The 13,282-nt window shown below is 61.3% G+C and carries 11 protein-coding genes; 1 reads left to right on the top strand and 10 read right to left on the bottom strand.

The window, feature by feature from the left end; translation table 11 throughout:
- Together BCM02_RS35735 and BCM02_RS30745 are read right to left on the bottom strand one after the other, a co-directional pair.
- A partial coding sequence (locus BCM02_RS35735) for a hypothetical protein (protein ID WP_222871040.1) occupies positions 1-209 on the bottom strand: 209 nt, incomplete at its 3' end.
- A gap of 249 nt (positions 210-458) precedes the next feature.
- On the bottom strand, positions 459-1,940 hold the full coding sequence (locus BCM02_RS30745; RefSeq protein ID WP_148932961.1) for an MDR family MFS transporter: 1,482 nt from the start codon (positions 1,938-1,940) through the stop codon (positions 459-461).
- Between the two features lie 224 nt (positions 1,941-2,164).
- Between BCM02_RS30745 and BCM02_RS30740 the strand changes: the two genes are divergently transcribed.
- Positions 2,165-2,806, top strand: coding sequence for a GGDEF domain-containing protein (locus tag BCM02_RS30740; protein ID WP_148932960.1), 642 nt, complete (start codon positions 2,165-2,167; stop codon positions 2,804-2,806).
- A gap of 125 nt (positions 2,807-2,931) precedes the next feature.
- Here the strand turns inward: BCM02_RS30740 and BCM02_RS30735 are convergent, their stop codons facing one another.
- From BCM02_RS30735 to BCM02_RS30705, 8 genes are all read right to left on the bottom strand, one after another.
- On the bottom strand, positions 2,932-5,076 hold the full coding sequence (locus BCM02_RS30735; protein ID WP_148933027.1) for an ABC transporter ATP-binding protein: 2,145 nt from the start codon (positions 5,074-5,076) through the stop codon (positions 2,932-2,934).
- Between the two features lie 24 nt (positions 5,077-5,100).
- Positions 5,101-6,843 carry an ABC transporter ATP-binding protein gene (locus tag BCM02_RS30730; RefSeq protein WP_148932959.1) on the bottom strand — a complete coding sequence of 581 codons (1,743 nt, stop codon included), beginning with the start codon at positions 6,841-6,843 and terminating at the stop codon, positions 5,101-5,103.
- Positions 6,844-6,994: 151 nt separating this feature from the next.
- Positions 6,995-7,123: a hypothetical protein gene (locus BCM02_RS36420; RefSeq protein WP_281288259.1), complete on the bottom strand. Its 129-nt coding sequence runs from the start codon at positions 7,121-7,123 to the stop codon at positions 6,995-6,997.
- A 321-nt stretch (positions 7,124-7,444) separates the two neighbouring features.
- The gene (locus BCM02_RS30725) at positions 7,445-7,939 is read right to left on the bottom strand and encodes a CYTH domain-containing protein (RefSeq protein ID WP_148932958.1); all 495 of its coding nucleotides are present in this window, start codon (positions 7,937-7,939) and stop codon (positions 7,445-7,447) included.
- Positions 7,940-8,004: 65 nt separating this feature from the next.
- On the bottom strand, positions 8,005-9,972 hold the full coding sequence (locus BCM02_RS30720; protein ID WP_148932957.1) for a Na+/H+ antiporter: 1,968 nt from the start codon (positions 9,970-9,972) through the stop codon (positions 8,005-8,007).
- A gap of 244 nt (positions 9,973-10,216) precedes the next feature.
- Complete coding sequence (locus BCM02_RS30715; protein ID WP_148932956.1) at positions 10,217-11,098, bottom strand: ABC transporter permease; 882 nt, start codon at positions 11,096-11,098, stop codon at positions 10,217-10,219.
- Positions 11,095-12,072, bottom strand: coding sequence for an ABC transporter ATP-binding protein (locus BCM02_RS30710; protein WP_148932955.1), 978 nt, complete (start codon positions 12,070-12,072; stop codon positions 11,095-11,097). Before BCM02_RS30710 ends, BCM02_RS30715 begins: the two co-directional genes overlap by 4 nt.
- Positions 12,069-13,220 (bottom strand): hypothetical protein, encoded by a 1,152-nt coding sequence (locus BCM02_RS30705; RefSeq protein WP_148932954.1) that lies wholly within the window; start codon positions 13,218-13,220, stop codon positions 12,069-12,071. Before BCM02_RS30705 ends, BCM02_RS30710 begins: the two co-directional genes overlap by 4 nt.
- Positions 13,221-13,282: the final 62 nt, after the last annotated feature.

Raw genomic sequence — 13,282 nt, 5'->3', positions numbered from 1 at the left:
GGGCACGCAAACCAATTGGCCTTTCGCGCCAAATGCTGCATCCCCAATCTCCGATCGGGCACGCAAACCAATTGGCCTTTCGCGCCAAATGCTGCATCCTCAATCTCCGATTGGGCACGCAAACCAATTGGCCTTTCGCGCCAAATGCTGCATCCCCAATCTCCGATCGGGCACGCAAACCAATTGGCCTTTCGCGCCAAATGCTGCATCCCCAATCTCCGATCGGGCACGCAAACCAATTGGCCTTTCTGACTAAATTTCATTTTTGGTCAATTAGTCACTTTAATAAGATACCACGTCATGGCGGCGTTGACAACTTCTATTGTTTCCCGTATGTTGCGTGACTCGCCAATAATGAAGGAGAGAGCTTGCGCCCCGCCTCTCCGGCGATTCGCAAGCTCTCTTCATTCTGCCGCGGACCACGCTCGGCGTGAACCGGCAGGTCTCTGCGCGCCGCGTTAGTGACCCATCATCGCGGCCGCATCCGCGCCGCCCTTGCCGCCTTCGGTCTCGGCCTTGGCCTGCTCCTGCGCCTTCGGCTTGCGCAGCACGATCGCCAGCACCGCGCCGACGAGCGCGATGCCCGCCGCCAGGAAGAACGTATCGTCGTACGCCGCGACGGCGGCATGAAGCGGGTCGCCGCCCTTGGCGATGTTGTCCTTGATCTCCGACGTCAGGAAGCCGGTCAGCCCGGCGACCGCGAAGGAGACCATGACCTGCTGCGCCGCGGTCGTCAACGGCGTCACCCGCGTAACGAGATGGCGCGGCGCCGAGGCCAGCACGTGCGTATTGATCGGCATCATCGTCATGCCCATGCCCGCGCCCATCATCGCGAGCGCCGTCAAGACATAGGGAATGCCGGTATCCACTGACAGCCTGGAGAGCAGGAACAGCCCCGCCGTCACCAAGCAAAGCCCGGTGATGACGAGCGGGCGCGCCCCGATCTTATCGTATAATCTGCCCGCGATCGGCATGGCCACCGCCGCGAACAACGCCTGCGGCAGCAGGATGACGCCGGTCTTCAGCGCGCTGAATTGCTCGACGTTCTGCAGATAAAGCGGCACGAGCAGCATGGAGCCGAACAGCGCGATCTGCGCGACCCACGCGATGATGATGCCGCGCGTGAAATCGGAGGAGCCGAAGACGCGCAGTTCCAGCAGCGGCTCCCGCTTGCGCAGCTCCACGGCGATGAAGAGCACGAGCGCCGTGCCGCCCACGATCAGGCCGGTCAGCGTGCGCGCCGAACCCCAGTCCGTGCCGCCCTCGCTGACGCCGAACGCCAGCATCGCGAACGCGATCGGCGCCAGAATCATCCCGAGAATGTCCAGGCTCGGCACCGCCTTGCTCTCGAAGCGCGGCAGGAACCGCATCCCGAACAGGAACGCGACGATGCCGATCGGCAGGTTAATCATGAAGATCCAATGCCAGCTGACGTAATCGACGAGATAACCGGCCAGAATCGGGCCAAGCGCCGGCGCCAGCAGCATCGGAATGCCGAGCATGCCCATGATCGAGCCCATCTTCCCCGGCGGCGCCAGACGGAAGACGATCGCGAATCCGATCGGCGAGACCATCCCGCCGCCGAGTCCTTGGATGACGCGGAACAGAATGAGCTGCTCCGGCGACTGCGCGAGTCCGCACAATATCGAGCCCAGCGTGAAGAAGACGATCGTCGTCAAGAAAATCCGCTTGGCGCCGAACCGGTCGGACATCCAGCCCGCCAGCGGAATGACCGCCGAGAGCGCCAAGGTATAGCCGGTCACCGCCCACTGCAGGGTAGGCACGCTAGAATTAAAATCTTCTACCAGCCGCGGCAGCGCGACGTTGACGACCGTGCTGTCGAGGATGACCATAATCATGCCGATGATCACCGCGAGCAGCGGCCAGATGAGCTGCCGCAGCGTCGCTTCCGCGCCTGGGTTTTGTTCGTGTACAGCCATTTTCACTCCACTCCCTTATTCCTAACTCGTCATCTATAATTACAGGATTGCTCCTGACATCCCCTCATATCCACGAATGGCAATAGGCTGGATTCTTCCCGCAGTCAACGGCAAACAACGATTGGTAACACTTGCTAACCTTCGTTTTGCGCCAAATCCGATTCCCCGCCGTAATCTTGTAGTATAATGATCGCTGCCCGGCAGTCCAACCACGAGGTGCATTCATGAAATATACAGGACGAATTATCGCGTTAAGCACGGTGTTATCGGTGCATACGCTATATATGGTTTATTATTACTTCCGCGACGGCTCGGTCGACATCCTGGACCTGCTCGGCTATCCTTTGTTCTGCGTGCTTGCCCTTCTCGCAGGCTTGCAATACGACCGCGCGGTATACTACTCCGATAAAGACGTGCTCACGAACTTATATAATCGCCGTTTCCTGATCAAGGCGTTCGAAAAAGCGAAATCGCTCGCATCCCGCATGAACACCAGCTTGTTCCTGCTCGTCATCGACTGCGATAATTTCAAGGAGATCAACGATCGCGACGGCCACGCCAAAGGGGACCGGGTGCTCGCGGCGATCGGCGAAGTGCTCGTCGCCTCCACGCGCGGCAGCGACCTCGTCGCCCGCTGGGGCGGCGATGAATTCGTCGTCGTCGGCCACCATAAAGACGACCAAGGTCTTCAAGCGATATTGGCGCGGCTGGAAAACCAGCTGACGGAAGTCTCGAAGCAAATGGGCGTCCGCATCCAGGTATCCATCGGATCGGCGCTCTATCCGCGCGACGGCGGCGACCTGTACGACTTGATGAAGGTCGCCGACGCGAATATGTACGCCAGCAAGCGCGCGCGCAAAGATTAGACGGCCGTCTGAGCGGCAGTCGACGGCTGGAGCGAATAAAACAATAGAGCCGGACGGAATCGAAGCTTCACTTGATTCTGTCCGGCTCTTGGCGTATGTGATGTTGTCGTGATGCTGTTCGCTGTTTAGACCGAGTAGACGCTCTGGCCCGCGCGCGGCGCCTGCTGCCGTCCGGCTTCGGATGGCTTCTCCTGCGCGGGAGCAGACTCGCCCTGCTGCAGCTGGTACATCTGATAGTACTTGCCGCCGCGCGCCATCAGCGTCTCGTGGTTGCCGCGCTCGACGATCTCGCCGCGGTCGAGCACCAGAATCTGGTCCGCGTTCTTGATCGTCGACAAGCGGTGCGCGATGACGAATGTCGTACGGCCCTTCTTGACGACCTCCAGCGCGCTCTGGATCAGCGCTTCGGTCTCCGTATCGATGTTGGACGTCGCTTCGTCGAGGATCAGAATCGCCGGATCGTACGCGAGCGCCCGGGCGAAGGAGATCAGCTGCCGCTGGCCGGCCGAGAGCGTCGTGCCCTTCTCGATGACCGGCTCGTCGATGCCGCCCGGCAAGTTCTTCAGCACCTGCTCGCTGCCGACATCCTTCAGCGCCTGCTCGATCCGCTCCCGCGTAATGCGCGGGTCGTTCATCGAGACGTTGGACGCGATCGTGCCGGTGAACAGGAACGGATCCTGCAGCACGATGCCCATATGCTCGCGCATCGTCTGCTTCGGCATCTCCCGAATGTCCGTGCCGTCGATCGTAATGCGTCCCTGGTCGACGTCGTAGAAGCGGAAGAGCAGGTTGATGATCGAACTTTTGCCCGAACCCGTATGGCCGATCAGCGCGACCGTCTGGCCCTGCTTCGCCTCGAACTCGATGTTCTTCAGGACGTTCTCGCCTTCCTTGTAGGCGAAAGTGACGTTCTCGAACTTCACGTTGCCTTTGTAGCGCGGCATGCGCTCGTCGGCGACGTCGACGCCTTCCTCGTCCAGCAGGACGAACACCCGCTCCGCGGAGACGAGCGCCGTCTCGAGGTTCGGCAGCTGGTTGACGATGTTGACGATCGGCTGGAACAACCGGTTCAAGTAATCGACGAACGCGTACAGCACGCCCAGCGTTACGAAGCCGCCCGGCGTCGTCAGCGTCCCGCCGGCGAAATACCAGATGAGCGCCACGTAAGCCGCGTTACGAATAACGTTGACCAGGTTATGGCCCGTGAGCGAGTTGAGGCTCAGCATCTTCTGCTTGTAGCGAAGGTTCTCCTCGTTGAACGCCTCGAACTCCTGCTCCATCTTCTTCTCTTTGCGGAACGCGCGGATAATGCCCATGCCTTGGATCGATTCGTTGATCCGGCCGTTGATCTCGCTCAGCGTGGAGCGGATGATCCGGTTATACTTCTGCGCGACCTTGCCGTAGAAGATGACCCAGATGACGAGGAGCGGCACGATGAAGAGACAGATCGTCGCCAGCTTCACGTCAAGCACGAACAGCGCCGCGAAGATGCCGAGCATGTAGATCGTCCCGGTGAAGAAGTTCGCCAGCACGGTGACGTACAGCTCGCGGATCGATTCCGTGTCGTTCGTGATCCGCGATACGATTTTGCCTGCCGGCAGATTGTCGAAATACTTGACCGGCAGCTTGTTAATGTGGCCGAAGACGTCCCGGCGCATCGTCCGGATAATCCGGTTCGAGGACGCCTGCAGGAAGTACCGCTGTCCGTACGCGAACACCGCCGAGAGCAGAATCAGCGCGAAATAGTACCAACACAGCTTGATCAGCCCGGCCAGCTCCGGCTTGAAGAACTGGTACAGCTCCGCTTTGCTCAGCCGCTGCGCCTCGTAAGCCGCCGTCTCTTGGCCTCGCGCGATTTGCACCCGACCGTCCGCCAGCAGCTCGCGTCGGCCGTCGAACGCGACGGCCGACGGAATAAAGTAATAACCGCTCCCTACTTGGAAAATGCGCGCTTCTTGCCCGCGCGCCTCGCCCTCCTCGACGTGGTCCCCGCGTTTGTACGCGAGGCCTCCGTATTCGACCGTATACCGGTCATCGGCCTGCGTGGCGTACCACGGCTTCTCGATGCCCGAAATGTGGACGTCGATCAGCTGCTTGGCGACCAGCGGCCCCGCCAGCTCCGTGCCGACGGAGACCAGCAGCATCAGCAGCGCGACGATCAGCTGCGTCCGGCCCTTGAGCGCGTATTTAAACAACCGCTTGATGGTCGCGCTCTTGCTGCCCGCCATCCTGTTGTCGATATCCAAATCGTATTGCTCGCTCGCTTCCATGCTCATTGTTGCTTCACCCGCCTTCTATTCGCTTGCTTTTTCCATTTGCTGCGTTTCATATTGTTCTTTATACCAGCCGCCTTGGGCCATCAGCGCTTCGTGCGTGCCTTCTTCGATGACGCGCCCTTCGTCGAGGACAACGATCCAGTCCGCGTGCTGCACCCCGGAGAGGCGGTGCGTCGAGATGAGCGTCGTCTTGCCGGCGCGTTCGCGGCGGATGTTCGCGATAATCTCGGCTTCCGTCCGCGCGTCGACGGCCGACATGGCGTCGTCGAGCATGAGAATCTCCGGATCGGCGATGAGGGCGCGCGCAATCGACACCCGCTGCTTCTGCCCGCCCGAGAGGGCGACGCCCTTCTCGCCGACGAGCGTGGAGAGCCCGCTCGGCAGGAAGGCGAGGTCTTTCTTGAACGCCGAGGCCGCGATCGCCTGCTGCAGCTTCTCTTCGTCCGCGCCTTCCGCACCGAACAGAATGTTCTCGCGAACCGTCCGGGAGAACAGGAACTGCTCCTGCGGCACATAGCCGTACCAGGACTTCAGCTGGTCCATGTCGATGCGCTCGATCGGCGTCCGACCGATCGTGATCGCGCCCGCGCCCGCCGGATATTCCCGGAGCAGCTGCTTGATGAGCGTCGTCTTGCCGCTGCCGGTCCGCCCGACGATGCCGAGCGTCTCGCCTTTGCGCAGCTTGAACGTCACGCCCTGCAAATTGTCCACGGTCGAGGACGGGTAGCGGAACGTGACGCCTTCGAACGCGATTTCGTCCGGTCCCGATAGCCGCACCGCGTCGACCGGGTCCGGCACGTCCGGCGCATGGCCGAGCGTCTCGTTCACCCGGTCGAGGGACGCGTTGCCGCGCTGCATGACGTTGATCATCTCGCCGATCGCGAACATCGGCCAGATCAGCATCCCGAGGTAGACGTTGAAGGCGACGAGGCCGCCGATCGTCAGCTCGTTGTGATACACCAGATAAGCGCCGTAGCCGAGACCGATCAGGTAGCTCGCCCCGACGAAAATTTTGACCGTCGGCTCGAACAGCGCGTCGATGCGCACGACCGCCAGGTTCTTCTGCAGCACGTCCTCGGTCACGTCGTCGAAGCGGCGCTCCGCCGCCCTCTCCTGCACGTATGCGCGGATGACCCGGGTGCCGGAGATCGTCTCGAGCACGCCGTCGTTCATGTCGCCGAACGCGTCCTGCGCTTCGGTGAACCGTTTGTGAATCCATTTGCCGTACAGACCGACCAATACCGCCATGATCGGCAGCGGGAGGATGGACACGAGCGTCAGCTTCCACGAGACGAACACCGTCATCGTGACGAGCAGCGTCACCATCCAAATCGACGAGTCCATGACCGTCAGGATGCCGAAACCCGCCGTGGCGCCGATCGCCTGCAAATCGTTGGTCGCCCGCGCCATCAGGTCGCCCGTCCGGTTCTTCTCGAAGAACGACGGCGTCATCCGCAGGAAGTGCCGCATCAGCTTCGATCGCATGAGCCGCTCGACGACGTTCGCGCCCCCGAATAACTGGTAAATCCAGACGTAACTAATCGAATACGTAATGACCGTCAGCACGATCAACTGCACGATCGTGAGCGTGACGCTGTCCCACGAGACCGTGCCCAGCTGAATGCTGTCGATCGTGTTGCCCACCATCATCGGCGGGAACACTTCGATAATGCCGCAGATCGTCAGCAGGATAAGCGCTATCGTGTACCGTTTCCATTCTTGCTTAAAAAACCAGCCTAGTTTATGCATAACCGCAAACATGAGGTTAATCCCCTCTCTTCTATCCATAGCATGTGATTGTATATAAAAGAAAAAACACACCGCTCGTCAGCGATGTGTTTTCAGCCCGCAATAGAAAAGGCGCACGCCACGAGAAATTCGTGACAAGCGCCTTGAATCCGTATAGGTAGCCTTAAGCCTGAATCTGCCGATCCACGCGAAAGCGCTCATCAAGGAGGTCACGAAACGTATGCAGTTGTTGAACGTTACGGCGATCATCCAAATGGACGGCAGTCATAAAGTGGATAGTCGTGTTCAACATCTCGAATCGCTCCTCTCTGGTGGTTTCCAATAGTTTCAAATCGTACTTCGTAAAGTTATCACGGTGGACAAAGCATTGTCAACGCTTAATTGCTGGTAATGTTTCGTTATAGCCGTTCTTGCCATTGGAGGCCGGAAGAGCAGCGGTGCCAGGCCCAAAGCGGTATTCCTGGCGTAAGTTAATGAACGTCGCAGTCCATGCGGAGGGCTACTTTTACTATAATTCAATACGCGGCATTAGCAAGCGCGCACGCCGTGCAAAAGAGAAAGAGGGCGATCCCAACGTCACCTTCGATGACTTATGGGCCCCCTCCAGTAGATGCTATTCCGCCGTCTGCAGCTGCAGCCACAGCGTCTTGTTGCGGTATTCGTCCTCCGCGCCCAGCTCGCGGCCGAACCAAGCCGGCGGGATGAAGTACTGGGCGGCGGACAGATCGGCGAACTCCGCCTCCACGACGGTCAAGTTCACCTGCTTGTACTCGTCGATCTCGAACTTCGCGCCGTCGCAATCCACCGTCGTGCGCACTTTCATGAGCGGAGTCAACTTCGTACGGCGGAGCAGTTGCTCGTACACCTCGCCGGAAATCGCGTATTCGATCTCCTCGCGCACCATGCCGTGGCCGGATTTGAACGTATGCGTGTACGTCCGCCCGCCTTGTTCGTCCTCGATCTGCCGCACGCGAATCTCCTCTTTCTCCGAGTAAGCGAGGTACGTTTGGTAGATGGTCTGGCGAGACAGCACTTTAAGCGCGCCGCTGGCGACTTCCGCTTCCGGGAAGGCGTCCAGCAAATATTTGCGTTCGATTTCTTTGCCCATGATTCCTATCGTTCCTCTCTGCTCGGACCGCCGGGACGAGTGCTGGCGCTCCGCCCCGATCGCGGTCAATCTTCTAATATCGCGGTTTCCAGTTCGTTCACGAACCGCCGGAGCCGGACGGCCAGCCTCCGGTTGATCTCGCCGCTCTCCACCAGCTGCTCCACGTAATTGCGCTGTTCCTGGACGGCCTTCATCTGCAGATCCACGTTGATGCCGTCCTCGTCCGCCGCATCGCCGGGCTTCGCCTGCTTCAACCTGGCGATCAACAGCTCGTAGTGCGCGATGACGACTTGCGCCGCTCGGTCGTTGCGCTTATTGCGCGCCTGCTCGATCGCCTTCATGCCCGCCTCCGCCATCAGCAGGCGGGCATCCATAATGGAGATGCACTCCGCGGTGCTGACCTCGCCTCCGGTCTGACCCGTCTCGGCGAACAAACGCGACATGAGCCGGCGCATCTCCGTCCACGACTGCTGCAACGGGACGTTCAACCGCCCGGCGAGCAGCGCCTCCATCCGGTCGAGCAACTCGCCGAAACGGCTGGCCAAGTCCGCGGTTACTACTCCATTCTGGGCGAGCCGGCCCAATTCCTCCCGCTCGGCCCTAACGCCGATCATGCGAAGCTCGGTCTCCAGCCGGCGCAGGCCAGGGTCCGACCACTGCCCTTGATGCTGCTGCACTCGATCGACATGGCGCAGGAACGCGGCGGCCGCGCCGCGATCGGCTTGTCCTTCGACGCCCTTCCCGCGCAGCAGGTTCAAGCTGGCGTTGATCATATGCTCCTTCAGCGACAGCTCCGCCTCCTCCTCCGGCTGCTCCTCCCGTTCGCCTCTCGTCAGCAACGGCAGCAGAACGCTCGCCAGCACGAGCGAGAACAGGATGACCCCGGCCGCCAGGAAAATGATCAGATCGCGCTGCGGGTACGGCGTGCCGTCGTTCATGACGAGCGGAATCGACAGGGCGCCGACGAGCGTAATCGCGCCGCGCACGCCGGAGATCGCCGTGACGAGCAGCGGCTTGATGGCCGATTCCTTCGAGAACACAAGCAGCCAGACGAGCCGGATGCCGATCAAGAGCAGCGTAATCACCGCCACGTAGCCCAGCACCAGCCCATTGTTGATCGACTTGTCCTCGAAAATCGTATGCATCGCCTCCGGAATCGTCGCCCCGAGGATGACGAAGACGAGCCCGTTCAGCACGAAAATGACGACCGACCACGTACTGGCCGAGACGACCTGCAGCTTGAAATGCGGCGACGCCGTCCGGTCCCGCTCGATCGCGTGGATGACGCCGCCCGCCACGACGGCGAGAATGCCCGATAGGCCGAGATGTTCGCTAACGAGGAAAATGATAAACGGCGTTAACAGCTGCAGCAGCATGTGGGTCGTGACGTCCTCCATGCCGAGCTTACGGATTAAGAAGCCCAGCTGGATGAGCAGGTAGCCGAGCACCGCGCCGACCAGCAGCCCGCCGGCCGCGATGAGCAGGAAGCTGCCGGCCGCCTTCGGCAGCGAGAATTCCCCGGTGACGGCGGCGGCGATCGCGAACTTGAACGCCACGAGGCCCGAGGCGTCGTTCATGAGCGATTCTCCTTCGAGCAGCCGCAGGATGCGCTTGGGCAGATGGATCCGCTTGGCGAGCGCGCCGACGGCGACCGCGTCGGTCGGGGACAGAATCGCGGCCAGCGCGAAGGAGGACGGCAGCGACAGCGAAGGGATCATCCAATGAATGACGTACCCCCCGATCAGCACCGTCGCGAACACGAGTCCGAGCGCCAGCAGCAGAATGGGCGCGCGCAAGTTCCACAGATCCTCGCGCGGGGTCCGCTTGCCGTCGTTGAACAGCAGCGGGGCGATGAACAGGACGAAGAATAGTTCCGGCTCCAGCTCCACGTGCAAGCCCATCGGCAGCAGCACGGCGCAGGCGCCGAGCCCGATTTGGATGAGCGGCACGGGAACGAACGGGAGGAACCGGTGCAGCACGTCGGATACGCCGATGACGGCGAGCAGGGCGAGTACGGTAAGGAATAGTTCCATGGAATCGTCGATTCTCCTTCAACCAAGCCGGATAAGCGCCATCCGCCCGCTCGCTTTCAATTTCGCGAGGGCGGGCAGGCAGCGCGCGCCTGGACATTCTTCCTCCTTTTTACCCTACTCATCCCAGTTTGATACTCTTCATCGGCCGTTCAGGGCATGCCGAAGAGCCTCATCCCGCCTGCCTTGCGGGCAGGGAATGAAGCTGGACTTGGCAAGGCGGCTTGCATCCGCCGCACGGGCAAGGCTATAAGTCCTTGCGCTGAAAGCGCAGCATGCCCGACGCGAAGGCGCCCGCTCCGTAGATCGCCGTATAGATCATAAAGCTCGCCGACGGCAAATTGCCGAACGCGAACAAGGAGAAAATGTTGTCGGTCAACGGCACGAAGTCCGTCAGTTGATCGAAGCTGAGCAGCTCCGCCAGCATTTGGCGCTGAATCGCGTCCGCCGGCATGGCCAGCGACATCAAGCCGGTGATGGTGTTCAGCGGCTGCATGAGGTGCGCGTCCAAATCCAGCGAACCGGACAGCTTCTCGATCATGCCGCCCAGCCAGCCCGCCCCGTACAGCATCGTCATGAAGACGCCGTTGCCGAGCGCCGAGAAGAAGCCGGAGCCGAGCATCGAGACGGAGATGATCAGCGGCACGACCGAAGCGAACAGCAGGAACGAACGGAGGAGCAGCGCGGGATCGCGCGGGATGCCGGCATGCGCGCTCGTCACGGCCAGAATGGAGACGAACAGCACGAGCGCGTAGCCGACGCCGAGCGAGACGAAACCGAGCCAACGGCCCGCGAACCACTTCCAGCGAGGGATCGGCCGGGGCAGCATCGCCTGCATGACGCCCTGCTCGGCTTCGCCCGCGATCGCGGAGAAGGAGCTGAAGATCGCCAGGAACGCGAGCACGAAGCCGCCGAAGAAGAAACCGAGCATCAGAATGAACGCGCCGCGGGTGAATTGCTCGATCAGATCGATGTCCCCGCTGCGGTTGAAGACGCCCATGTTTCGGTAACCGAGCGTATCGGCCACGAACCAGAAGGCAAGCAGAAACACGGCCGTCATCAGCAGCGTCAGCACGAGCACGCGCTTGCGCAGCAGCTCCTTCCACGTCATCGTCATAATGGTAATCATGCCCTCTCCCCCCTCTGGCTCAAGCCGGAGACCGCTTCGACGAACCATTCCTCCAGACGTTCTTTGGCTTTCGCCACCTCGTACAGCGTCATGCCCTGCTCGATGATGAGCGCGTTCATCCAGCCCGCCTGCTCTTCGTTATCCAGCTCCGCTTCCATCCAGATCGGCGCCAGTCCGTTCAAGCTATCCGGCGCGTTCTCCCGTCCCGCCGCCAGTCGAATCGGAAGACCGGTCGCCTCGCGCAGCGCTTCCAGCAGCAAAGGCGACAACCCGCCGACTTTGAACAGCCAGCGGGTTCGCGTATGAATGACCTCCGACACGCTGCCGTGGCGAAGGATGACGCCGTTGTTGAGCAGCGCGATCCGGTCGCACAACGCCTCGACGTCCTCGAGCAGATGGGAGTTTAGGAAAATCGTCTTGCCCTGCGCCTTCAGCCTCGCCAGAATCGTCCGCACTTCACGGCGGCCGATCGGATCGAGCGCCGAGGACGGCTCGTCCAGGAACACGATGGCCGGATCGTTCACGAGCGCGCACGCGAGCCCGAGCCGCTGCTGCATGCCTTTGGAGTAGTTCTTCACCCGGTCCCGCCCCCGCAGGCCGAGTCCGACTTCCTCCAGCAGCCGCGGCACGCGCTCGTCCGCGACCTTGCGCTGGATGCCGCACAGTTTCGCGTGCAGCCGCACGACTTCTTCGCCGCTCAGCCACTCTTGATAGCGGTACAATTCCGGCAAATAGCCGATATGCCGCTTCGCCGCCAGGGTGCCGATCGGCTCGCCGAGCAAACGGGCATGGCCGGAGGTCGGCGTCACGAGCCCCACCAGCATTTTGACGAACGTGCTCTTCCCCGCGCCGTTGGGTCCGAGGAAGCCGAAGGCTTCCCCTTTCCCTACGCGAATCGAGACGTCGCGGCAGCCGCGGCCGTTGTCGTATTGCTTCGTCAGATTTACGGCTTCGATCGCCGCCGCTTTGCTCATCCGATCAGCTCCCCGATCTTCTGCAGCATCGCTTCGCGCGTCTTGAAGAGATTGCCGCCTTCGAGCTCGAACAGGCGCCCGTCATGAATCCACACGGCGCTGAAGCTCGTGCCGTCCCCATCCCGGTCCCCGTCCGTATTCAGAACGACCTGCGTCCCCTCTACGTCGAGCTTCTCGGTCTGCTGTCCCTCGAGCATCGGTATCGGGAGCTTGCCCTCGAGAATTTGGCTTTGCTGCAAATCCCGCTTCAGGTATTCCGGCAGCAGCGGGAAGTCCAGCACGGCATCCAGCGCCTTGTCGACCGGAACGGAAGGATCGACCGTCACGACCGGCGCTTTCTGCTCGTACAAGTACGCCCACTCTTCGCCCTTGGCGCCAAGCGCTTTGCCGTCGTAATAGGCGCGCTCGCCAAGCTCCAGCGCGACCGGCTTGCCGTCGATCGCCTCCGGCATAAGCGTCGTTGCCCCCAGCCGCTTCATAACGGCGTTCACTTCGTCCACGTTCAGATTAAAGGTAATCGTCGTCGATGGCGAGATGGACACCTTCAGACCCGCTGCCTCGGCGACAACCGGCTTGAAGCCGAGCAGCCGCTCCGCTTCCTCGACGGGATACTCGCCCTCTACCTGACCGCTCTTCGTCGTATAGGTGCCGAATTTGTTGACCGTTTCGCGGATGCCCGCTTCGCTGCCGGCCACGCTCTCGAATAGGTTGCGCAAATCTTCTTCGTTCACGACCGTAATCTGCTGAGCGCGGAACTGGTTCAGAATCGCCGCCAGCGCCTGGTTGCCCGCCGGCGTCGCGATGATCGTCCCGAGCAGCAAGCACGCCGCGGCGGCCGCGCCCCACTTGCGCCGGCGGCTCATCCGCATGCGCTTGCGGACCGGCTGTTCCGACGCGGCCGCGCTCTTGGCAACCGCCATGCCGTCAGCCTTCTCCATCGACGGCCATTCAGGTGCCGCGAATACGCTGCCCGCCTTAGTTCCGCCGTCTTCATGCTCCTGCTTATGCTGCTCCGCGCGCTTCGCCGCTTCGGCCCATGCCGCCCACTGCCCGCCGGCCTTCTCGCCCGCGAGTTTCTCCTGCAGCTTCCGCCACGCTTCTTCGGTACGCTCGTTCTCGTTTGTCTTATCGAAAGGTTCCGTGCGCATTCGCGCTTCCTCCTTTATAACTCCGTGTTCTCTCTTTTGGTTAAACCGGTCTTCTTCGCGCG

It is taken from the genome of Paenibacillus methanolicus (assembly GCF_008124765.1).
GTDB lineage: Bacteria > Bacillota > Bacilli > Paenibacillales > Paenibacillaceae > Paenibacillus_Z > Paenibacillus_Z methanolicus.
Note: the sequence above shows the minus strand (reverse complement) of the source record. Positions and strands in the feature narration are given on the sequence as shown.